The organism is Bacillus sp. CH_48, assembly GCF_038008465.1.
Taxonomy (GTDB): Bacteria; Bacillota; Bacilli; order Bacillales; family Bacillaceae_G; genus Bacillus_A; species Bacillus_A thuringiensis_S.
Map to the genome: position 1 here is coordinate 2,753,094 of NZ_JBBOZF010000001.1, position 21,899 is coordinate 2,774,992.

The window sequence follows — 21,899 nt, forward strand, 5'->3', positions numbered from 1 at the left end:
TTTGTGATGATAAAAAAAGTATTAATAGCCAATCGTGGGGAAATTGCTGTACGAATTATTCGTGCTTGTAAAGAAATGGACATTGAAACAGTTGCAATTTATTCAGAAGCAGATAAAGAGTCACTTCACGTACAGATTGCAGATGAGGCGTATTGTGTAGGACCAACGATTTCGAAAGAAAGCTATTTAAATTTGACGAATATTATTAGCGTTGCGAAGTTAACAGGCTGCGATGCTATTCATCCGGGATACGGATTTTTAGCAGAGAATGCAGATTTCGCAGAGTTATGCCGTGAATGTAACTTGATTTTTATCGGTCCAAGTCCAGAAGCTATTTCAAAGATGGGCACAAAAGACGTTGCTCGTGATACAATGAAAGAAGCAGGGGTTCCGATTGTACCAGGTTCACAAGGGATTATTAAAAATACCGAAGAAGCGATCGAGCTTGCTAATCAAATTGGATATCCAGTCATTATTAAAGCGACTGCAGGTGGCGGCGGAAAAGGTATTCGTGTTGCACGCCATGAAGAAGAGCTTATAAAAGGAATTCAAATTACACAGCAAGAAGCTAGTACCGCTTTTGGGAACCCTGGTGTATACTTAGAAAAGTACGTTGAAGATTTCCGCCATGTTGAGATTCAAATAATGGCAGATACACACGGAAATGCCATTCATTTAGGAGAGCGTGATTGTACAATTCAGCGCCGTTTGCAAAAACTATTAGAAGAAAGTCCATCACCTGCACTTGATGAAGATATTCGCAAGCAGATGGGTGAAGCGGCAGTTAAAGCGGCGGTAGCGGTTGATTATACAGGTGCTGGTACGGTTGAGTTTATTTATGAATATAAAACGAAAACCTTTTATTTCATGGAGATGAATACGAGAATTCAGGTTGAGCATCCAGTTACTGAAATGGTAACGGGAATGGACTTAATTAAAGAACAAATTCTTGTTGCTTCAGGAGAAAAGTTATCGTTACAGCAAGAAGAAGTACAATTTAATGGTTGGGCAATTGAATGTCGAATTAATGCGGAAAACCCTGCCAAAAAATTCATGCCATCTCCAGGTAAAGTAGAAATGTACTTACCACCAGGAGGATTTGGTATTCGCGTCGATTCAGCTGTATATCCGGGATATTCAATCCCACCTTTCTATGATTCGATGGTTGCTAAATTAATTGTTCACGGAAAAACACGTGAAGAGGCAATTGCAAAAATGAAGCGCGCACTTAGTGAATTTGTCATTGAAGGCGTACATACAACAATCCCGTTCCATTTGCAATTGCTAGATCATCCTGATTTTGTAAAAGGTGAGTTTAATACGAAATTTTTGGAAGAGCATGAACTTGTGACGCAGTGATACATTAAAGGAGGTTTTTTTCATGGCTGAACATATGTTAGATATGGGTCAAGATACAACTCTTGGTAAAGTAGAAATTGCACCAGAAGTAATTGAAGTAATTGCAGGTATTGCAGCTGCTGAAGTAGAAGGTGTAGCGGCAATGCGCGGTAATTTTGCTACAGATGTTGTTGAGAAGTTAGGTAAGAAAAATCATGGTAAAGGTGTAAAGGTTGAATTAGCAAACGAAGATATTATCGTTGACCTTTATGTTGTAATGTATTTTGGTGTAGCAATTCCAGTTGTTGCTCAAAAGATTCAAGACAATATTCGCCAAGCGCTCTTTACAATGACAGGACTTGAGCCAAAAGAAGTGAATGTTCACATCGTTGGCGTAACATTCGAAACACAAAAAACAGAAATCGAACCAGTGTAAGAATGAAAAGGTGCCTAGTAACATAGGCATCTTTTTTATCGTTTCATTTCTTCACAAATTACAATCCTCTAATTATTATACTATTTCAAAAAATAAGAAATAAAAAAGAAAATGTGTCGTTTTTCCAAAAAACGTACATTGTGATAAGATATGGAACTTGAAGTTAATCTTTTTATTATTTTTCAGCCTTGTAACCCGTGTGTGAAACGATAAATTGTGTTATTATCATTGTATTATAAGGTTGGAAAATCAATGAAAACTGTAAGAGTAAGTGAATTGACGGCTTATAAATTATAATAATATAACAAAGTATAAGGAAAGACTTGAAGCATAAAGGAGAGTTACAATGAAACGTAGGACGGCTAGAGAAAGAGCAATGCAAGCATTATACCAAATGGATATTACAGGTGAATTAGAACCGAAAGTAGCAGTGGAAAACACGCTAGATGAAGGCGAAGAAACAAATGAGTTTCTAGAGTCACTTGTAGTAGGTTTTGTAGAAAATAAAGAAGCAATCGATGAAGCGATTCGTCAAAACTTAAAAAAGTGGAAGCTTGAGCGTATTAGTATTGTTGATCGCAGTATTTTACGTGTAGCTGTGTATGAAATGAAATACATGGAAGAAATTCCACACAACGTAACAATTAACGAAGCAATTGAAATTGCTAAAACATTTGGGGATGAGGAATCTCGTCGTTTTATTAACGGCGTTTTATCTAATATAAAAGATACACTGTAAATTCTTTAAGGGGGAATCTTAAAATGGTAGCAGTAATCATCAAAGGAAATGAAGTTGCGGAGAAAAAACGAGCACAATTAACAGAAGAAGTTGTGAAGTTGAAAGAGCAAGGGATTGTACCAGGATTAGCAGTTATTTTAGTTGGAGAAGATCCAGCATCTCGTTCTTATGTAAAAGGAAAAGAAAAAGGCTGTGAACAAGTAGGGATTTACTCAGAGCTAATTGAACTTCCTGAAACAATTACTGAGGAACGCTTGCTTGCTGAAATCGATCGCTTAAATGGCGATGACCGTATTAATGGCATATTAGTGCAATTACCTTTACCGAAACATATTGAAGAAAAAGCTATCATTGAAAGAATTTCACCAGAAAAGGATGTAGATGGATTTCACCCAATTAGCGTGGGACGTATGATGACGGGACAAGATACATTCCTTCCATGTACACCGCACGGTATTGTAGAATTAGTAAAAGAAACGAATCTTGATATTTCTGGAAAACATGTAGTAGTAATTGGAAGAAGTAATATTGTCGGTAAACCAGTGGGACAATTGTTCTTAAATGAAAATGCAACTGTCACATATTGTCATTCTAAGACGCAAAATATGAAAGAGTTATCGAAGTTAGCGGATATTTTAATCGTAGCTGTTGGACGACCTAAAATGATAACAGCGGATTATATTAAAGAAGGAGCGGTTGTAATTGACGTTGGTGTAAACCGTTTAGAAACAGGGAAACTTTGTGGTGATGTTGATTTTGACAACGTGTTAAATGTTGCGGGTTACATTACACCTGTGCCAAAGGGTGTTGGTCCAATGACAATCACAATGCTTCTTCATAATACTGTTGAATCTGCCAAACGTGCAGGTGTCGTTTGTAAATAATTTGAGTCGGCTATGAGGAGAGAGAAATGGAGAAGCAATATTTAACCGTTACAGCGTTAACACGCTATATAAAAACAAAAATAGAATATGATCCGCATTTGCAGTCTGTTTGGTTAAAAGGTGAAATTTCCAACTTTAAAAATCATAGCCGTGGCCACATGTATTTTACATTGAAAGATGAAAATGCAAGAATCGCAGCGGTTATGTTTGCGGGTCATAATCGTAATATTAAATTCAAACCTGAAAATGGGATGAAGGTACTCGTGAAAGGGAAAATCTCTGTTTACGAGGCGAGTGGTTCTTATCAAATTTATATTCAAGACATGCAGCCTGACGGAGTCGGAAATTTACATTTAGCGTACGAACAGTTAAAAGTTCGTTTAGAAGAAGAAGGACTTTTTTCTCAAGTTTATAAAAAAGCAATTCCTCCTTACGCTAAAACAATAGGTGTGATTACGTCGCCAACAGGAGCAGCGATTCGTGATATTATAACAACGATTAAACGTCGTTATCCAATTGGGAATGTTATTGTATTTCCGGTACTTGTACAAGGGGAGTCAGCGGCTCCCTCGATTGTACAAGCGATTCGTACAGCGAATGAAATGGGAGAGATAGATGTACTAATCGTTGGCCGTGGTGGAGGTTCTATTGAGGAATTATGGGCTTTCAATGAGGAAATGGTTGCAAGAGCAATCTTTAAGAGTGAAATTCCTATTATTTCGGCAGTAGGCCATGAAACGGATTTTACAATCGCAGATTTTGTTGCAGATTTACGCGCGCCAACACCGACTGCAGCAGCTGAGCTGGCAGCACCTAACATTATAGAGTTACAAGAAAAGGTATTGCAAAGAACTCTGAGATTGCAAAGAGCGATGAGAGAGTTAGTACATAAAAAAGAAGAAAAACTACAAGTGTTGCAAAAATCGTATGCGTTCCGTTATCCAAGACAAGTATATGAGCAAAAGGAAGAGCAATTAGATAGAGCGCTAGAACAGCTTGTTTTAGCGAAAGAGCGCTATATTGATAAAAAGGTGAATCAGTTAAAGCAACTTTCATTTTATTTAGAGAAGCACCACCCATCTCAAAAAATTATGCAAACAAAGGTAGCTGTTGAAACGTTGCAAAAGCAATTACAACGTGAAATGCAAACGTTACTTCAAACGAAAGAATTTGCCTTTGTAAGAGCTGCTCAAAAACTTGAAGCGTTAAGTCCGCTTAAAGTAATGATGAGAGGGTACGGGCTTGTATATGATGAAGAGAAGCAAGTGTTAAAAAGTGTGAAAGATGTAAGCCTTGGAGATGCTGTTTCAGTTCAATTACAAGATGGAATACTAGATTGTAGCGTATCAGGCATAGAGGAGCGTGAATTGAATAATGGAAAATAAATTAAGCTTTGAAGAGGCAATTTCGCAACTTGAGCATCTTGTTTCTAAGCTAGAACAAGGTGACGTACCGTTAGAAGAAGCGATTTCTTATTTTAAAGAGGGCATGGAATTATCTAAGCTTTGTGATGAGAAGTTGAAGAATGTACAAGAACAAATGGCAGTTATTCTTGGGGAAGATGGAGAGCTTGAACCGTTTACTGCTGTAGGAGATGAAGCATAGTGACGATTGCTTTTGATACTTTTTTGAAAGAAAGTAAAACTTTCGTAGAAGAGAAACTTGTAAGCTATGCAAATGAATTACAATGTCCAAATGTACTTCGTGAAGCGATGGCATATTCTTTGGAAGCGGGTGGAAAACGTCTCCGCCCGTTACTTTTGTTTGCAACATTACAAGCGTTTGGGAAAGAAAGAAATCTTGGAGTAGGTGCAGCTTGTGCTCTTGAAATGATTCATACATATTCTTTAGTTCATGATGATTTACCTTGTATGGATGATGATGATTTAAGAAGAGGAAAACCCACAAATCACAAAGTATTTGGTGAAGCGATGGCAGTTTTAGCAGGAGATGGCTTATTGACGTATGCTTTTCAAGTAATTATGGCATATGAGCAAAAAGAAATTTCTGCCGAAAAAAAAGTAAGACTTGTACTTGAACTTGCAAAAGCAGCAGGACCAGAAGGAATGGTTGGCGGACAAGTGGCAGATATGGAAGCTGAAGGGAAACGCCTTACGATTGATGAATTGGAGTACATCCATAAACATAAGACGGGAAAACTGCTTGAATTTGCTGTGCTTGCGGGTGCGATACTTTCTGATGCGACAGAAGAGCAAGAAGAAAAGTTGCTTACGTTTGCCAAATATATCGGTCTAGCTTTCCAAATTCGAGATGATATTTTAGATGTCGAAGGAACCGAAGAAGAGATTGGGAAACCGATTGGTAGTGATCTTTCTAACGAAAAGAGTACATATACGACGTTGTTTACTGTAGATAGAGCAAAGGATATTTTAGAAGAAACAATTGCAGAAGCAAAAGGTGCGATTAGCTCCTTGCAATTACAAGATGAATATTTACTATCTATTTGCGATTTAATTGCAAAACGTAATAACTAATATAACAGCGTTTTCATTTGTTGAGTCATTTATCATTTTATGATATAACTGTAGGAAAAGGTTTTTCTTTTCTTGTTATTGGCAAAAATATATGTAGATTACATTGCCGTTATCACTTCGTGTTAGCGGCTATTTTTTTCATCGCCTAAAGAAATATGGTTTATAATAGGATTAGGGCGCAATAGACTGGTTAATAGCGGGACAAGACGAAAAATAGAAAAGAGAATTTCTTGTTTTGTGTAAATGTTTTTTATAATATTTGACATGTTGACAGATTATGAAATGAAAGTGAGTGATCCATGTGGATCTAACGCAAATTCAAAACCCTAGTTTTTTGAAAGATATGTCTATCAGTGAACTAGAGGGATTGAGTGAGGATATTCGTAAGTTTTTAATTGAAGAGCTCTCTCAAACAGGTGGACATATTGCGCCTAATTTAGGTGTAGTAGAACTCACAATTGCTCTGCATAAATTATTTGATAGCCCGCAAGATAAATTTTTATGGGATGTAGGACATCAATCCTATGTACATAAAATTTTAACTGGACGCGCGAAAGAGTTTGGTACATTAAGGCAATATCAAGGCCTATGTGGTTTTCCGAAACGTTGTGAGAGTGAGCACGACGTATGGGAAACTGGTCATAGCTCGACATCGTTATCGGCTGCAATGGGAATGGCTCTGGCACGTGATTTAAAGAAAACGAAAGAATATGTTATACCAATTATTGGAGATGGTGCTTTAACAGGCGGAATGGCTTTAGAGGCATTGAACCATATTGGACATGAAAAGACAGATATGATTGTTATTTTGAATGATAATGAAATGTCAATTGCACCAAACGTTGGTGCGCTCCATAATGTACTTGGTCGTTTACGTACCGCAGGAAAATATCACTGGGTAAAAGATGAATTAGAGTATATATTAAAGAAAATCCCAGCAGTTGGCGGGAAAGTGGCTGCGACAGCAGAGAAAATAAAAGATAGTCTTAAATATTTACTAGTATCTGGTGTCTTTTTCGAAGAGTTAGGCTTTACATATTTAGGTCCAGTCGATGGGCATGATTATGAAAAGCTATTCGAAACGTTGCAATATGCAAAGAAAACAAAAGGCCCAGTGCTTGTTCACGTTATTACGAAAAAAGGAAAAGGTTATAAACCGGCCGAGAGTGACGTTATTGGAACTTGGCATGGAACAGGACCTTATAAAATTGAATCAGGTGACTTTGTTAAGCCGAAAGAAGTTGCACCAGCATGGAGTGCTGTTGTTAGTGAAACAGTACTTAAGCTAGCGAGAGCGGATGAGCGTATCGTAGCAATTACACCTGCAATGCCTGTTGGATCAAAACTTGAGAAATTCCAAAAAGAATTCCCAAATCGTATGATTGATGTAGGTATTGCAGAACAGCATGCTACAACGATGGCAGCAGGTATGGCAACGCAAGGAATGAAGCCATTCTTAGCAATTTATTCGACATTTCTACAAAGAGCATATGACCAAGTTGTTCATGATATATGCCGCCAAAATTTAAATGTTTTCATTGGAATAGATCGCTCAGGATTAGTAGGAGCAGATGGTGAAACGCATCAAGGCGTATTTGATATCTCATTCTTACGTCACTTGCCAAATATGGTGCTTATGATGCCGAAAGATGAAAATGAAGGGCAACATTTAGTTTATACGGCGATGCAATATGAAGATGGACCAATCGCATTGCGTTATGCGCGCGGTAATGGACTTGGCGTTCATATGGATGAAGAATTAAAGGCGATTCCGATCGGTACGTGGGAGACGTTAAAAGAGGGTACACAAGCAGCTATTTTAACGTTTGGTACGACAATACCAATGGCGATGGAAGCCGCTGAGCGTCTTGAAAAAGCTGGAGTTTCAGTGAAAGTAGTGAATGCTCGCTTTATTAAACCAATGGATGAAGCATATTTACATGATCTTCTAGGAAAGAATATACCGATTTTAACGATTGAAGAAGCTTGTTTAATTGGTGGTTTTGGAACAGGAGTAGTTGAATTTGCATCTGAAAATGGTTACCATAGTGCATTAGTTGAACGAATGGGTATTCCAGACCGCTTCATAGAGCACGGAAGTGTAACAAAATTATTAGAAGAAATTGGTTTAACGACAGATGCTGTCGTAGACCGTATTCATACAATGATTCCATCAAAACAAAAAAGGGCGTAACAAATGAGCGTAAAAAAAGAAAGAGTAGATGTACTATTAGTAGAGCGAGGACTTATAGAAACGCGTGAGAAAGCAAAGCGCGCCATTATGGCGGGACTCGTATATGCAAATGAAATGAGACTTGATAAGCCAGGAGAGAAAATCTCGCAAGATACTGAGATTACGGTGAAGGGACAAGTTATGCCGTATGTAAGTCGTGGTGGTTATAAACTTGAAAAGGCATTAGAGACATTTCATCTTGATTTACAAGATAAAGTTATGATAGATATTGGTTCATCAACTGGTGGCTTTACAGATTGTGCGCTTCAAAATGGAGCGAAATTATCTTATGCATTAGATGTAGGATACAATCAACTAGCGTGGAAATTACGTCAAGATGAGCGTGTTGTTGTAATGGAACGAACAAATTTCCGTTACGTGACACCAGCAGACTTAGAACGTGGTTTACCTCAATTTGCAAGTATTGATGTTTCATTTATATCATTAAAGCTTATACTGCCAGTTTTAAAAACAATGCTTATGCCTAACGGAGATGTAGCGGCGTTAATTAAACCACAGTTTGAAGCTGGAAGAGAGCAAGTTGGGAAAAAAGGTATCGTTCGTGATAGAAAAGTACATGAAGCTGTTGTAGAAATGATTGTCGAGTTTGCTTTAAAAGAAGGCTATGATGTGGAAGGTTTAACATTTTCACCAATTACGGGTGGAGACGGTAATATTGAATTTTTAATTCATCTGAAATGGCATGGTGAACGTGAGAATGGCGAAAATCATTCTCCGATTTCTATAGAGCAAGTTGTTACAGAAGCGCATGACGTTCTAAAACAAAAAGGGAAAGGGGAATAACATATGTTGTTCCTCTTTTTGCTGTAATTGTATAATGATTGTAAAAACAATTGTGTACAAGAAACGAATTATAAGTTAACATAAATAAGTGAAGTATACCAATGTTTAAACTATGGTAAGAGATAGTGTGAGGTGCAAATGTATGAATAAAGGTCAGCGCCATATTAAAATCAGGGAAATTATTGCAAACAAAGAAATTGAAACACAAGATGAATTAGTTGATATTTTACGTAATGAGGGATTTAATGTAACGCAAGCAACAGTATCGCGCGATATTAAAGAACTGCACTTAGTGAAGGTGCCATTACATGATGGGCGCTATAAATATAGCTTGCCAGCAGATCAACGATTTAACCCGTTACAAAAATTAAAACGAAATCTAGTGGATTCATTTGTAAAATTAGACACGGCAGGACATATGCTTGTGCTAAAAACATTGCCTGGTAACGCTCATTCACTTGGAGCACTTATTGATCATTTAGAGTGGGATGAGATCATCGGAACCATCTGTGGTGATGATACTTGCTTAATTATTTGCCGTACACCTGACGATACAGGTGTTGTCTCTGATCGTTTCTTAAATATGTTGTAACAAAAAATCTTGTTTGCTTTCCATCGTAAAGTGGAAAGTGAACAAGATATTTTTATTGGTTAAAAATATGAATTTTCAATTGTAATATAATATTTTGTTTGCATAAAGTTAGAAAATAGATGGATTGACCCGTAAAACAAATGTTTGGTACAATGAAGCGGGTTAGAAGAGTATATACATACAAATATATAACATGATTATTTGAATGAAGAACTGAGAAAATCCTTTAGTAAGGGATTATTTTATAACGAGGTGAATGGGGCATTGTTATCGGAATTATCGATTAGAAACTTTGCTATTATTGAAGCATTAAATATTTCTTTTCAAAAAGGTTTAACGGTTTTAAGCGGTGAAACAGGGGCCGGAAAATCGATTATTATTGATGCGATTAGTTTACTTGTAGGTGGCCGTGGATCAGCAGAATTTGTTCGATATGGAACAGAAAAGGCTGAGATTGAAGGGCTATTTTATGTTGAAGATGAGAAGCATCCATGTATTGAAAAGGCAGAAGAGTTAGATATAGAAATAGAAGATGGCATGATTATTTTAAAGCGTGATATTGCTGCGAACGGAAAGAGTGTATGTCGTGTAAATGGGAAGCTTGTTACACTTAGCATATTAAAAGAAATTGGGAAATCACTTGTTGATATTCATGGACAGCACGAAACGCAAGATTTAATGAATGAAGAACGACATCTGTTTATGCTTGATCACTTTGATGGGGATCGAATCGTTAAACAATTAGACATATATCAAAATGTATACGCTGACTATGAAAAATTAAAAAAACAATTGAAATCGTTAAGTGAAAATGAACAACAAATGGCACATCGCTTAGATTTAATTCAATTTCAGCATGAAGAAATTCGCAAGGCAGATTTAAAGATGGATGAAGAAAATGAATTAACTGAGGAACGATTGCAAATTTCTAATTTTGAAAAGATTTATAAAGCGTTAGGTGATGCATATCGTTCGTTAAGTGCCGACGGACAAGGGTTAGATAATGTAAGAAGTGCAATGGGACAAATGGAAAGTATTACACATTTAGATGAAATGTATCAAGAGAATTATGATTCAATTGCAAATAGCTATTACTTATTAGAAGAGGTTGCCTATCAACTGAGAGAAAAGCTCGATATGATGGAATATGATCCAAATCGTTTAGATGAAATCGAAACACGTTTGAATGAAATTCGTATGCTAAAGAGAAAATATGGAAATACTGTAGAAGAGATTTTAGCGTATGCAGATAAAATTGAACAGGAAATTTTTACAATTGAAAATAAAGACGTTCATATTGAAACGACGAAGAAACAGTTGAAGGAATTAGAGAGTGTTATTCTGAAAGAAGCAACGTTGTTAAGTAATATGCGTCATGAGCTTGCAGAACATCTTACAAATGCAATTCATCAGGAATTAAAAGAATTATATATGGAAAAAACGAAATTTGAAGTGCGAATTATGAAGAGAGCAGGAAATGCAGAAGAACCCCTTGTGGAAGGTGCACCGGTAAGACTTACGGTGGATGGTTACGATCATGTGGAATTTTATATTTCAACGAACCCAGGAGAGCCGCTAAAACCACTTTCAAAGGTTGCTTCTGGCGGAGAGTTATCTCGTATTATTTTAGCTTTAAAAAGCATTTTTTCTAAGCATCAAGGGGTTGCATCTGTTATTTTTGATGAAGTGGATACGGGTGTAAGTGGCCGAGTCGCACAGGCTATTGCGGAAAAAATTTATCGAGTATCAGTAAACTCGCAAGTACTTTGTATTACGCACTTACCTCAAGTAGCTTCAATGGCGGATTCACATTTATTTATTCGAAAACAAGTAGCGAATGATCGGACAATTACATCAGTTACTGTTTTAACTATGGAGGATAAAGTAACAGAAATAGCTCGAATGATTTCTGGTGTAGAAATCACAGATTTAACGACAGAGCATGCGAAAGAATTACTTACGCAAGCGCATCATTTTAAACAGACAGCAGAGGCTATCCAGTAATGGATAGCTTTTTTTCTCAAATGACGATTTCTTAATTCTTCCGGTTATAAATAATGCACTGCAAGGAGAGATTAAAAAGTGAAGCCAAGAGGCTGAATGTGGGGTAGGAGCGAGGAGAGTGAACAAGTTGAAATTAGAAAAATTTCGAAAAATAATAGGTCTTTGTCTCCTTGTTTCTTTAGTTTTTATTGGATGTTTTAAACCGCTTCGAACGTTTATTTCATCACCGAAACAACTTGTTGTTTTTGAAGGACAACAATCAGAAATATCATCATTACCAGTTTTCAAAGCTTCATCCACAAATCGTCATGTATTTACAGTGAGTTCGAATGAACAAAAACAAGGACTTATGGTAAATTCTCATCAAAATGGTGAAGCTGATATGGTATTTCAGCTTGCTGGTTTTCCAGTGAAAAAAGTAAATGTGAAAGTGTTAAAAGATTTTAAAGTAATTCCAGGTGGACAATCAATTGGTGTGAAATTAAATACAAAAGGTGTACTTGTTGTAGGCCATCATTTAATTCAAACTGAAAAGGGTAAAATATCTCCTGGTGAAACAGCAGGTGTACAAATTGGAGATATGATTACTGAAATTAATGGTAAAACAATTGAAAGAATGAGTGATGTAGCACCGTTTATTCATAATAGTGGAGAAACAGGTGAACCGCTTAATCTTGTATTGTTAAGAGATGGAAAATATATTCGTACGAAGCTAACTCCACAAAAAGACAACGGTGAATCGTCTTATCGAATTGGCTTGTATATCCGTGATTCGGCAGCTGGAATTGGAACGATGACATTTGTTCATCCAGATTCTATGAAATACGGGGCACTTGGTCATGTTATTTCTGATAATGATACGAAAAAGCCGATTCAAGTCGAAGATGGACAAATTATGCGCTCGACAGTCACATCAATTGAAAGAGGTAGTCATGGGAATCCAGGGGAGAAATTAGCAAGATTCTCACCAGATCGTGAAGTGATTGGCAATATTACAATTAATAGTCCATATGGTATTTTTGGCAAATTAAATACGAATATGAAAAACGGTATAATGGATAAAGCGATGCCTATCGCATTATCTCATCAAGTAAAAGAAGGACCGGCAAAAATATTAACAGTTATTGATCAAGATAAAGTAGAAGCGTTTGATATTGAAGTTGTTAGTACAGTGCAACAAAAATTCCCAGCCACAAAGGGTATGGTAATAAAAGTAACAGATAAACGTCTATTAGCGAAAACGGGCGGTATCGTACAAGGGATGAGCGGAAGTCCAATTGTACAAAATGGAAAAGTAATTGGTGCTGTTACGCATGTATTTGTAAATGATCCAACATCAGGATATGGTGTTCATATTGAATGGATGTTACATCAAGCTGGAATTAATATTTATGATCAAGAGAAAAAAGCGAGCTAATATATATATTAGCTCGCTTTTTCTGTTGAAAAATTCGTTGAAATTTTGTAAAAGCTCCGCAAGAGGTGTTTTTTGTTGTAAAATAAAAGAAAAGGGTTGAACGTTTCGTTGTATTTCTATGATGGAATGTGTTGCGAAAGGGAATAAATGAACGATAAACATATTTTTTTGTGATTTTATCGGAAAGTAAGAAACTTTAAAAGGGAATTTTCACACAATTGTCGAACAATTCATGTAGCCTAGAAGGATACACATGTCGGAGAATCGATTCGGTAAGGGAGGAAAAGCTGTGGAGAAAATTAAAGTATGTCTTGTGGATGATAATAAAGAACTAGTATCAATGTTAGAGAGCTATGTAGCTGCTCAAGATGATATGGAAGTAATCGGTACTGCTTATAATGGTCAAGAGTGTTTAAACTTATTAGCAGATAAGCAACCTGATGTACTCGTTTTAGACATTATTATGCCACACTTAGATGGTTTAGCTGTATTGGAAAAAATGCGACATATTGAAAGGTTAAAACAGCCTAGCGTAATTATGTTGACAGCATTCGGGCAAGAAGATGTGACGAAAAAAGCAGTTGACTTAGGTGCCTCATATTTCATATTAAAACCATTTGATATGGAGAATTTAACGAGTCATATTCGTCAAGTGAGTGGTAAAGCAAACGCTATGATTAAACGTCCACTACCATCATTCCGATCAGCAACAACAGTAGATGGAAAACCGAAAAACTTAGATGCGAGTATTACGAGTATCATTCATGAAATTGGTGTACCCGCTCATATTAAAGGATATATGTATTTACGAGAAGCAATCTCCATGGTATACAACGATATCGAATTATTAGGATCGATTACGAAAGTATTGTATCCAGATATCGCAAAGAAATATAATACAACAGCAAGCCGTGTGGAGCGCGCAATTCGTCACGCGATTGAAGTAGCGTGGAGCCGTGGGAATATTGATTCTATTTCGTCCTTATTCGGTTATACAGTATCCATGTCAAAAGCAAAACCTACGAATTCTGAGTTTATCGCAATGGTTGCGGATAAGCTGAGACTTGAACATAAAGCTAGCTGAGAGTAGAAGTAGAAAAGGGTTTTTGTTTTAGTAAAACCGATGCATGCTGGAACTCTATACTCGACAGTAATTTTAAAACTAATAAACTTTTTAATGAAAGACCAATGAATGTTATAATTCGTTGGTTTTTTTATTTTGTTTAGAAAAAGAGATTATTTGATATTATGGAAAATAAAACCTATTTTTAGTAATATTACATGTAAGTGAGTTTTTTTATAAGACAATTAAATAGATATAGATAGGGGGAAGGGGAATGAAAAATAAAATTTCAACTTGGCTAGGAATAGTAGCAGCTATGGGAGTTCTTGCTATTGCAGTTACATTTGGGATGTTAGAACTTGCCGATAATCCAGTAGATAAAGAAGTGAGCGCTCAAATAGATAAAAAAGAAGACCAAACAATAGTAGGTAGAGAGGTAGATGGGGTCTTTGTTGATGTGTATGTTACTGAAAATTCTACTGAAAGAGAAGTCATTACAGCGATGCATCGCATGACTCATCAAAAAGTGGTGGCAGAACGAAAATCGGGCTCTATCCCAATGATTCAAAATAATGCTAAAAAATTAAAAGAAATCATAAATAAGAGTAGCTTTTCGAAGAAAAATGAGCTATTAGCAATTGCTAATAGATGGGCACAAAAAGATTTTAGTAAAATTGTAGAAGATCACAATTATTTCTCGGATGTTCAAGAAGATAACGTTTGTAAAGCAACTAGAGCGATGGATGCGGTAGAAGAGCAACATTATATTTTAACTACATTCGGGGAGGAAAAAGCGAAAGAACTATACGAATCAGGGGATGCTCCGCACGTTCAATAAAAAATAATATAAAGGGCTTCTAGTTTTTTATGATCGTGTTTAAGGACGCAATGGGGGCTTATAAATAAATAGTCTGCTTTCTTTATGATTTGTAACAAAAATAATAAAGGAACGGCTAAATCGCATCGTAGCACATCTGTTAAAGGATTTTAGCAGGGAAGTCATCCGTGATATAATAGAAAATAATAAAAAGCCCTGCAAAACAGGACTGTATTATTCTTCGTCTTTATTTTGTTTTTCTAATTCAACTAGCTTTTGAATTAAAATGTGTTGCGGCATATGCATGAGTTGTTCAAGTGGAACACCTAGTGCTTTTGATAAGCGGACTGCAGTATCTGGAGAAATTTGCAATGGTCTCATAGAAGTACCTCCTTTTTCGTATAGTATAGCATAAGATTGGGGGAGTGAGGATGACTCTTATATTTGCGCATCGTGGTGCGGCTGGAACGTACCCAGAAAATACAATGCTTTCATTTGAAGCGGCTGAGTCTTTTAGAGCGGATGGAATTGAACTTGATGTTCAATTAACGAAAGATGGAAAAGTTGTCGTCATTCATGATGAAACGGTGGACCGGACTACAAATGGAAAAGGTGCGGTTCGGAATTATGTATATGAGGACTTATGTAAGTTAGATGCAAGTTATAAATTTGGTGATAAAGTAGGTTTTTGTAAAATACCACTTTTAGAAGAGGTATTAGAGTGGCTTGAACAAACGAGTTTGCTACTTAATATTGAACTTAAAAATAATAAAATTCCATATAGAGGTTTAGAGGAAGAAGTTATAACGCTTGTACGGAAATTTAGTTTAGAGGATCGCGTTGTATTTTCTTCGTTTAATCACTACAGTATGAAACGGTGCCATATGATGGCTCCTGATATTCAAACTGCAATTTTATATCGCGAAGGTTTGCATAGTCCGTGGGCATACGCGAAAAAAATGGGGGCTACAGCAGTACATCCGAATTATCGTTACCTTCAAGATGCTATTGCTGAACTAACGATGGAAAGTGGTGTAGAGGTTCGCCCTTATACAATTAATGAAGAAACGCTTATGCGTAAATATTTTGATATGAATATATCGGCGATTATTACTGATTACCCTGAAACGGCAAGAACGTTATTGCCGATAAAAAAATGAGACCGCGTGTAACGGTCTCATTTTTTTATTTATAAATAGTGGGGCATTCCTATCTTCTGAAGCGAGCTTGTACTTTATTTCGTTTACGATCTCGGTGTACGACGAAGCCACCAAAAATATAAAACCCGAGCCCGAAGCAGAGAGCGCCGATTAAAAATTGTAACCACAGTATAGAGATTGGTGGAAATAGAATCCCGAATACAGTATCTCTCATTAACTTTATACCAAACACAGCTAATGAAATAGGGATGAGTGCTAATGATAGAGCAAGGTAACGCTGCATATAAACGCTCCTTTTCAGATTATTTTGTTTATTTTAATGATGTTATATGAAAAGGGGGTTTGTCAAGAGGGGGTTGAACGAGTAAGATAAGGGTGTGAAAAAATTTGCAGAGTTACTTCGAGAGGAAGTGTAATATATGAAACAAAAAGTATTAATTGTTGGTGCAGGTGAAGGCGGGAGCGCACTGCTGAATCTGTTATATAGTTCGAATATATTTCAAATTATAGGGATTATTGATATAAATCCGTTGGCAAAAGGATTACAAATTGCTAAGGAATATGGAATTGCAATTGGAGAAAGTGTAACTCCATTTCTTTCTATGCATATCGATGTAATATTTGATATGACAGGTGAAGATGATGTACATAAAGTTTTATTGGAAAAAAAGAAAAAAGACACTCTTCTTATACCAGGTGATATTGCAAAAATTGTTACAGGATTAGCGCATGAGAAGGAAGGGTTAATTGGGCGGTTAGAGGAACAAACGCAACAAGGAGAATTAATTTTAAATTCTACGCATGACGGCATGATCGTAATTGATCAAGAGGGACAAGTTCGTCTTTTTAATAAAAGTGCAGAGCGTATTATCGGATATAAAAAAGAAGAGGCGATAGGAAAATATATTTTAGAAGTTATTCCGACTAGTAAATTACTTCGCATTATACGTACGAAACAAATAGAAGTAAATTATGAACTAACATTAGAGAATGGAAAGAAAATTATTACAACGCGTATACCGATATTAAAAGAGGGCGGAGAGGTACAAGGGGCATTTGCAATTTTTAAAGATATAACAGAAGTTGTAGATTTAGCGGAAGAAGTTACAGACTTAAAAGAAATTCAAACACTATTAGAGGCGATTATTAACTCATCTGAAGAAGCGATTTCGGTTGTGGATGAAAAAGGAAGAGGTTTAGTCATTAACCCGGCATATACGAAATTAACGGGTTTAACAGAAGAAGATATTATTGGGAAGCCTGCTACAACTGATATTGTAGAAGGCGAAAGTATGCATATGAAAGTACTTCGAACGCGTCGTGCGGTGCGCGGAATACATATGAAGATTGGGCAAAAAAAGCGCGATGTAATTGTAAACGTAGCGCCAGTTATTGTGGATGGAATATTGAAAGGAAGCGTCGGCGTTATCCGTGACGTGTCGGAAATTCAAAAGTTAACAAATGAATTGAATAGAGCGAGGCAAATCATTCGCACATTAGAAGCGAAATATTCTTTTGATGATATTGTCGGAAATTCAGATGAAACAACTGCAGCTATCGAACAGGCGAAGCTAGGAGCGAATACACCGGCAACGGTACTGTTACGCGGTGAATCTGGGACTGGTAAAGAATTGTTTGCCCATGCAATCCATAATGGAAGTAATCGAAAATACAATAAGTTCGTCCGTGTAAACTGTGCGGCCATTTCGGAGACGTTGTTAGAAAGTGAATTATTTGGTTATGAGGAAGGGGCGTTTTCTGGAGCGAAAAGAGGCGGGAAACGTGGGTTCTTTGAGGAAGCGAATAACGGTAGTATTTTTTTAGATGAAATAGGGGAGTTATCTGCAAATACACAAGCGAAACTCCTTCGTGTATTGCAGGAAAAAGAAATTGTAAAAGTTGGTGGAACGAAAGCGATACCTATTAATGTTCGAGTAATTGCAGCGACACATGTGAATTTAGAAAAGGCTATTCTAGAAGGGAAGTTTAGGGAGGATTTATATTATCGATTAAATAAAATTCCAATTCAAATTCCATCTCTTCGTCAACGTAAAGGAGATATACCGAAAATTGCGGACAGGTTGATTCAAAAAATTAATCAAGATTATGGTCGTAATGTAGAAGGGCTCACTGATTCAGCTATTTTATATTTACAATCATACGAATGGCCAGGGAATGTGAGAGAACTTGAAAATATTTTAGGACGAGCGATTATTTTTATGAATTATAACGAGATATATATTGATGTACAACATTTACCACCATTACATAACGAAGAGCAGGTGGAGTCAAAGCAATCTCATTTATTACCTGAATTAGAAGAAAAGCCACTTGAACATTTAGTGACAGAGTTTGAAGGGAATATTATTCATGAATATTTGGAGAGATTTGATGGGAATAAAACACAAACTGCAAAAGCGTTAGGAATTTCCGTACGAAATTTATATTATAAGCTAGAAAAGTATGACCATGCAAAAAATAGCATGCAATAAATTGCGTACTGTGCAATTTATTGCATGGTATACAAAAAGCGACAAAATAAGACAGAATCTTTTGTTATTTTCCAAAGTATTGATTTTACTGCATTTTGAATGCGTTTTCATTATTGGTAAGACCACTTTTAAAAGTTGGCACGGTATTTGCTTTATAAATAGACGAGGGACGACGGAAAGGGTTGATTACAAAATATGAAGTTAGAATACTTAATTGATCAAGCAGCGGGACAGCCTAAAAAAACTGTAGCTGTAGCAGTAGCTGAAGATCATGAAGTAATTGAAGCTGTAGCGAAAGCAATTAAATTACAGCTAGCTCAATTTCGTCTATATGGAAATCAAGAAAAAATAATGGGGATGCTACAAGAACATGGTTTACAAACTTCAGAACATGTTGAAGTGATTGCAGCAATGTCTAATGCAGAGGCTGCAGAACTTTCTGTTAAAGCTGTGAGAAATGGTGAGGCAGACGTGCTTATGAAGGGGAACATCCCAACAGCGAATATTTTGAAGGCTGTGTTAAACAAAGAGTGGGGCCTACGTAAAGGTAGCGTACTTTCACATGTAGCAGCATTTGAAGTTCCAAATTATGATCGTCTTATTTTCGTTACAGATGCAGCGATGAACATCGCACCTGATGTAACACAAAAAGCTGCTATTATACAAAATACTGTAGAAGTTGCCCAGGCAATAGGAATCGACTTGCCAAAAGTGGCACCAATTGCAGCAGTAGAAGTTGTGAATCCAGCGATGCAGGCGACAATTGATGCAGCGATGTTAACACAAATGAATCGCCGCGGACAAATTAAAGATTGTATCGTTGATGGACCACTTGCTTTAGATAATGCAGTATCACAAATTGCAGCAGAGCATAAAGGCATAGTAAGTGATGTAGCAGGTAAGGCAGATATTTTACTCGTCCCAACGATTGAAGCTGGAAATGTGCTATATAAATCACTCGTATACTTTGCGGATGCAAAAGTAGGAGCAATGATTGCTGGCGCAAAAGCACCGGTTGTTTTAACATCTCGTGCTGATTCAGCAGAAACAAAAGTATATTCATTAGCATTGGCAGTTGCGACTGCTTCAAAATAAACCAAAAAGGGTAAAACATTAGGGGGAAACGACAATGACATTAGAAATCTTCGAATACTTAGAAAAATATGATTATGAGCAAGTGGTATTTTGTCAAGATAAAGAATCTGGTTTAAAAGCAATTATTGCAATTCATGATACAACACTTGGACCGGCTCTTGGTGGAACAAGAATGTGGACATATGATTCTGAAGAAGCGGCGATTGAAGATGCATTGCGTCTTGCAAAAGGGATGACATACAAAAACGCAGCAGCTGGTTTAAACTTAGGTGGTGCGAAAACAGTAATTATCGGTGATCCTCGTAAAGATAAGAGTGAAGCAATGTTCCGTGCACTAGGACGTTATATCCAAGGACTAAACGGACGATACATTACAGCTGAAGATGTTGGTACAACAGTAGATGATATGGATATTATCCACGAAGAAACTGACTTTGTAACAGGTATCTCACCATCATTCGGTTCTTCTGGTAACCCATCTCCAGTAACTGCATACGGTGTTTATCGTGGTATGAAAGCAGCTGCAAAAGAAGCTTTCGGTACTGACAATTTAGAAGGAAAAGTAATTGCTGTTCAAGGCGTTGGTAACGTAGCATATCATCTATGCAAACATTTACACGCTGAAGGAGCAAAATTAATCGTTACAGATATTAATAAAGAAGCTGTACAACGTGCTGTAGAAGAATTCGGTGCATCAGCAGTTGAACCAAATGAAATTTACGGTGTTGAATGCGATATTTACGCACCATGTGCATTAGGCGCAACAGTTAATGATGAAACTATTCCACAACTTAAAGCAAAAGTAATCGCAGGTTCTGCAAATAACCAATTAAAAGAAGATCGTCACGGTGACATCATTCATGAAATGGGTATTGTATACGCACCAGATTATGTAATTAATGCAGGTGGCGTAATTAACGTAGCAGACGAATTATATGGATACAATAGAGAACGTGCACTAAAACGTGTTGAGTCTATTTATGACACGATTGCAAAAGTAATCGAAATTTCAAAACGCGATGGCATAGCAACTTATGTAGCGGCAGATCGTCTAGCTGAAGAGCGCATTGCAAGCTTGAAAAATTCTCGTAGCACTTACTTACGCAACGGTCACGATATTATTAGCCGTCGCTAATCATTCATATATAACTTTTACAAAAGGTGTGGTTACCTCTTATGAGGTTTCCGCTTCCTTTTGAATTTATTAGTGGAGGTAGCAACATTGTCTGTAAATCGAATTCTTGTTATTAACCCAGGTAGTACATCCACAAAAATTGGTGTTTTTGATAATGAAAGACCCGTTCTAGAAGAAACGATTCGTCATGACGTAGAACAGATTGGAAAATATAAGCGAATTATCGACCAATATGAGTTTCGAAAAGAAACGATTTTAGAAGTTCTACATTCTCATGGTATTAACATTTCAAAATTAAACGCTGTTTGTGGACGTGGTGGATTACTTCGTCCAATCGAAGGCGGTACTTATACAGTAAACGATGCGATGTTAGAAGATTTGAAAAATGGCTTTAGCGGTCATCACGCTTCAAACCTTGGAGGCATTTTGGCATATGAAATTGCTTCTGGATTAAATATCCCTGCATTCATTGTGGATCCTGTCGTTGTAGATGAGATGGAGCCGGTTGCTCGTATAAGTGGCATTGCTGGTATGGAACGCAAAAGTATCTTCCATGCATTAAATCAAAAAGCAGTTGCTCGTAAAGTAGCTGAACAGTTAAATCACAAATACGAGGATTTAAATTTATTAGTTACACATATGGGCGGTGGCATTACAGTTGGTGCTCATAAAAAAGGAAGAGTAGTCGATGTGAATAACGGTTTAAACGGAGAAGGACCATTTAGTCCAGAGCGCGCTGGTACAGTACCAGTAGGGCAACTAGTAGAAATGTGTTTCTCTGGTGAGTATTACCGTGATGAAATGATTAAAAAACTTGTCGGACAAGGTGGACTTGTAAGTTTAATCGGTACAAATGATGCGATTAAAGTAGAGAAAATGGTTGAAAAAGGTGATCCTGAAGCAACTCTTATTTATAAGGCAATGGCATATCAAGTTGCAAAAGAGATTGGCGGAGCTAGCGCTGTACTTCACGGGAAAATCGATGCAATCGTATTAACTGGTGGACTGGCATACAGTAAAATTCTTGTCGATGAAATAAAAGAGCGAGTGGACTGGATTGCAGATGTTATCGTACATCCAGGCGAAGATGAGTTAGAAGCGTTAGCAGAAGGAGCACTTCGTGTGTTACGTGAAGAAGAAGCTCCAAAAGAATACGTTGTACGTGAAAAAGAAACGGTAGCTAGGGGTTGAGATA

At 36.9% G+C, this 21,899-nt stretch carries 21 protein-coding genes; 19 read left to right on the top strand and 2 right to left on the bottom strand.

What is annotated here, in order from left to right; all coding sequences use genetic code 11:
- The first annotated feature begins 6 nt into the window (after nucleotides 1-6).
- The 14 genes from accC to N2V92_RS14000 all read left to right on the top strand — a co-directional run bounded on the left by accC (nucleotide 7) and on the right by N2V92_RS14000 (nucleotide 14,843).
- Nucleotides 7-1,359 carry an acetyl-CoA carboxylase biotin carboxylase subunit gene (accC, locus tag N2V92_RS13935; RefSeq protein WP_000592870.1) on the top strand — a complete coding sequence of 451 codons (1,353 nt, stop codon included), beginning with the start codon at nucleotides 7-9 and terminating at the stop codon, nucleotides 1,357-1,359.
- A gap of 22 nt (nucleotides 1,360-1,381) precedes the next feature.
- Nucleotides 1,382-1,774 carry an Asp23/Gls24 family envelope stress response protein gene (locus N2V92_RS13940; protein WP_000807630.1) on the top strand — a complete coding sequence of 131 codons (393 nt, stop codon included), beginning with the start codon at nucleotides 1,382-1,384 and terminating at the stop codon, nucleotides 1,772-1,774.
- 346 nt (nucleotides 1,775-2,120) lie between these two features.
- Complete coding sequence (gene nusB, locus N2V92_RS13945) at nucleotides 2,121-2,513, top strand: N utilization substance protein NusB (protein ID WP_000830247.1); 393 nt, start codon at nucleotides 2,121-2,123, stop codon at nucleotides 2,511-2,513.
- A 23-nt stretch (nucleotides 2,514-2,536) separates the two neighbouring features.
- Nucleotides 2,537-3,397: a bifunctional methylenetetrahydrofolate dehydrogenase/methenyltetrahydrofolate cyclohydrolase FolD gene (folD, locus tag N2V92_RS13950; RefSeq protein WP_000226733.1), complete on the top strand. Its 861-nt coding sequence runs from the start codon at nucleotides 2,537-2,539 to the stop codon at nucleotides 3,395-3,397.
- A gap of 26 nt (nucleotides 3,398-3,423) precedes the next feature.
- Nucleotides 3,424-4,782 carry an exodeoxyribonuclease VII large subunit gene (gene xseA, locus N2V92_RS13955; RefSeq protein WP_000415249.1) on the top strand — a complete coding sequence of 453 codons (1,359 nt, stop codon included), beginning with the start codon at nucleotides 3,424-3,426 and terminating at the stop codon, nucleotides 4,780-4,782.
- Nucleotides 4,772-5,002 carry an exodeoxyribonuclease VII small subunit gene (gene xseB, locus N2V92_RS13960; RefSeq protein WP_000428424.1) on the top strand — a complete coding sequence of 77 codons (231 nt, stop codon included), beginning with the start codon at nucleotides 4,772-4,774 and terminating at the stop codon, nucleotides 5,000-5,002. The genes xseA and xseB overlap by 11 nt, the downstream gene beginning before the upstream one ends.
- Nucleotides 5,002-5,892 (top strand): (2E,6E)-farnesyl diphosphate synthase, encoded by an 891-nt coding sequence (gene ispA, locus N2V92_RS13965; protein WP_000150374.1) that lies wholly within the window; start codon nucleotides 5,002-5,004, stop codon nucleotides 5,890-5,892. The genes xseB and ispA overlap by 1 nt, the downstream gene beginning before the upstream one ends.
- Before the next feature lie 301 nt (nucleotides 5,893-6,193).
- Nucleotides 6,194-8,086 carry a 1-deoxy-D-xylulose-5-phosphate synthase gene (gene dxs / locus N2V92_RS13970; protein WP_000366457.1) on the top strand — a complete coding sequence of 631 codons (1,893 nt, stop codon included), beginning with the start codon at nucleotides 6,194-6,196 and terminating at the stop codon, nucleotides 8,084-8,086.
- 3 nt (nucleotides 8,087-8,089) lie between these two features.
- Nucleotides 8,090-8,929, top strand: a complete 840-nt coding sequence (locus tag N2V92_RS13975) for a TlyA family RNA methyltransferase (protein ID WP_000111874.1) — start codon at nucleotides 8,090-8,092, stop codon at nucleotides 8,927-8,929.
- A 142-nt stretch (nucleotides 8,930-9,071) separates the two neighbouring features.
- Nucleotides 9,072-9,521 (top strand): arginine repressor ArgR, encoded by a 450-nt coding sequence (gene argR, locus N2V92_RS13980; RefSeq protein WP_001032580.1) that lies wholly within the window; start codon nucleotides 9,072-9,074, stop codon nucleotides 9,519-9,521.
- 264 nt (nucleotides 9,522-9,785) lie between these two features.
- Entirely contained in the window at nucleotides 9,786-11,525 is a 1,740-nt protein-coding gene (recN, locus tag N2V92_RS13985) for a DNA repair protein RecN (RefSeq protein ID WP_000947759.1), read from the top strand.
- A gap of 118 nt (nucleotides 11,526-11,643) precedes the next feature.
- Nucleotides 11,644-12,942, top strand: coding sequence for a SpoIVB peptidase (gene spoIVB, locus N2V92_RS13990; protein ID WP_002000940.1), 1,299 nt, complete (start codon nucleotides 11,644-11,646; stop codon nucleotides 12,940-12,942).
- Nucleotides 12,943-13,231: 289 nt separating this feature from the next.
- Nucleotides 13,232-14,026 carry a sporulation transcription factor Spo0A gene (gene spo0A, locus N2V92_RS13995; protein WP_014894889.1) on the top strand — a complete coding sequence of 265 codons (795 nt, stop codon included), beginning with the start codon at nucleotides 13,232-13,234 and terminating at the stop codon, nucleotides 14,024-14,026.
- A 253-nt stretch (nucleotides 14,027-14,279) separates the two neighbouring features.
- The gene (locus tag N2V92_RS14000; RefSeq protein ID WP_000791083.1) at nucleotides 14,280-14,843 is read left to right on the top strand and encodes a PRK06770 family protein; all 564 of its coding nucleotides are present in this window, start codon (nucleotides 14,280-14,282) and stop codon (nucleotides 14,841-14,843) included.
- Nucleotides 14,844-15,056: 213 nt separating this feature from the next.
- Here N2V92_RS14000 and N2V92_RS14005 read toward each other — a convergent pair whose 3' ends face one another.
- Complete coding sequence (locus N2V92_RS14005; protein WP_001247671.1) at nucleotides 15,057-15,203, bottom strand: YycC family protein; 147 nt, start codon at nucleotides 15,201-15,203, stop codon at nucleotides 15,057-15,059.
- A 50-nt stretch (nucleotides 15,204-15,253) separates the two neighbouring features.
- Here N2V92_RS14005 and N2V92_RS14010 point away from each other — a divergent pair, with 50 nt between their 5' ends.
- On the top strand, nucleotides 15,254-15,982 hold the full coding sequence (locus tag N2V92_RS14010; protein WP_000172594.1) for a glycerophosphodiester phosphodiesterase: 729 nt from the start codon (nucleotides 15,254-15,256) through the stop codon (nucleotides 15,980-15,982).
- Between the two features lie 49 nt (nucleotides 15,983-16,031).
- On the opposite strand, the gene N2V92_RS14015 is transcribed toward N2V92_RS14010, so the two are convergent.
- Nucleotides 16,032-16,265, bottom strand: a complete 234-nt coding sequence (locus N2V92_RS14015; RefSeq protein WP_001190195.1) for a DUF2627 domain-containing protein — start codon at nucleotides 16,263-16,265, stop codon at nucleotides 16,032-16,034.
- Between the two features lie 136 nt (nucleotides 16,266-16,401).
- Between N2V92_RS14015 and N2V92_RS14020 the strand changes: the two genes are divergently transcribed.
- The 4 genes from N2V92_RS14020 to buk all read left to right on the top strand — a co-directional run bounded on the left by N2V92_RS14020 (nucleotide 16,402) and on the right by buk (nucleotide 21,895).
- On the top strand, nucleotides 16,402-18,474 hold the full coding sequence (locus N2V92_RS14020; protein WP_000810981.1) for a sigma-54 interaction domain-containing protein: 2,073 nt from the start codon (nucleotides 16,402-16,404) through the stop codon (nucleotides 18,472-18,474).
- Between the two features lie 195 nt (nucleotides 18,475-18,669).
- Nucleotides 18,670-19,569, top strand: coding sequence for a phosphate butyryltransferase (gene yqiS, locus N2V92_RS14025; protein WP_000764674.1), 900 nt, complete (start codon nucleotides 18,670-18,672; stop codon nucleotides 19,567-19,569).
- A gap of 34 nt (nucleotides 19,570-19,603) precedes the next feature.
- A complete protein-coding gene (locus N2V92_RS14030; protein WP_000171355.1) occupies nucleotides 19,604-20,704 on the top strand; it encodes a leucine dehydrogenase in 1,101 nt (366 codons plus the stop codon).
- An 87-nt stretch (nucleotides 20,705-20,791) separates the two neighbouring features.
- Nucleotides 20,792-21,895, top strand: coding sequence for a butyrate kinase (gene buk, locus N2V92_RS14035; protein ID WP_000115782.1), 1,104 nt, complete (start codon nucleotides 20,792-20,794; stop codon nucleotides 21,893-21,895).
- Nucleotides 21,896-21,899 lie beyond the last annotated feature (4 nt).

Coding starts and splice junctions, on each gene's coding strand:
- N2V92_RS13975 (WP_000111874.1), top strand. CDS start 8,090: ATGAGCGTAAAAAAAGAAAGAGTAGATGTACTATTAGTAGAGCGAGGA.
- N2V92_RS14005 (WP_001247671.1), bottom strand. CDS start 15,203: ATGAGACCATTGCAAATTTCTCCAGATACTGCAGTCCGCTTATCAAAA.
- xseB (WP_000428424.1), top strand. CDS start 4,772: ATGGAAAATAAATTAAGCTTTGAAGAGGCAATTTCGCAACTTGAGCAT.
- xseA (WP_000415249.1), top strand. CDS start 3,424: ATGGAGAAGCAATATTTAACCGTTACAGCGTTAACACGCTATATAAAA.
- N2V92_RS14000 (WP_000791083.1), top strand. CDS start 14,280: ATGAAAAATAAAATTTCAACTTGGCTAGGAATAGTAGCAGCTATGGGA.
- N2V92_RS14030 (WP_000171355.1), top strand. CDS start 19,604: ATGACATTAGAAATCTTCGAATACTTAGAAAAATATGATTATGAGCAA.
- N2V92_RS14020 (WP_000810981.1), top strand. CDS start 16,402: ATGAAACAAAAAGTATTAATTGTTGGTGCAGGTGAAGGCGGGAGCGCA.
- N2V92_RS14015 (WP_001190195.1), bottom strand. CDS start 16,265: ATGCAGCGTTACCTTGCTCTATCATTAGCACTCATCCCTATTTCATTA.
- yqiS (WP_000764674.1), top strand. CDS start 18,670: ATGAAGTTAGAATACTTAATTGATCAAGCAGCGGGACAGCCTAAAAAA.
- folD (WP_000226733.1), top strand. CDS start 2,537: ATGGTAGCAGTAATCATCAAAGGAAATGAAGTTGCGGAGAAAAAACGA.
- nusB (WP_000830247.1), top strand. CDS start 2,121: ATGAAACGTAGGACGGCTAGAGAAAGAGCAATGCAAGCATTATACCAA.
- argR (WP_001032580.1), top strand. CDS start 9,072: ATGAATAAAGGTCAGCGCCATATTAAAATCAGGGAAATTATTGCAAAC.
- accC (WP_000592870.1), top strand. CDS start 7: ATGATAAAAAAAGTATTAATAGCCAATCGTGGGGAAATTGCTGTACGA.
- N2V92_RS13940 (WP_000807630.1), top strand. CDS start 1,382: ATGGCTGAACATATGTTAGATATGGGTCAAGATACAACTCTTGGTAAA.
- N2V92_RS14010 (WP_000172594.1), top strand. CDS start 15,254: ATGACTCTTATATTTGCGCATCGTGGTGCGGCTGGAACGTACCCAGAA.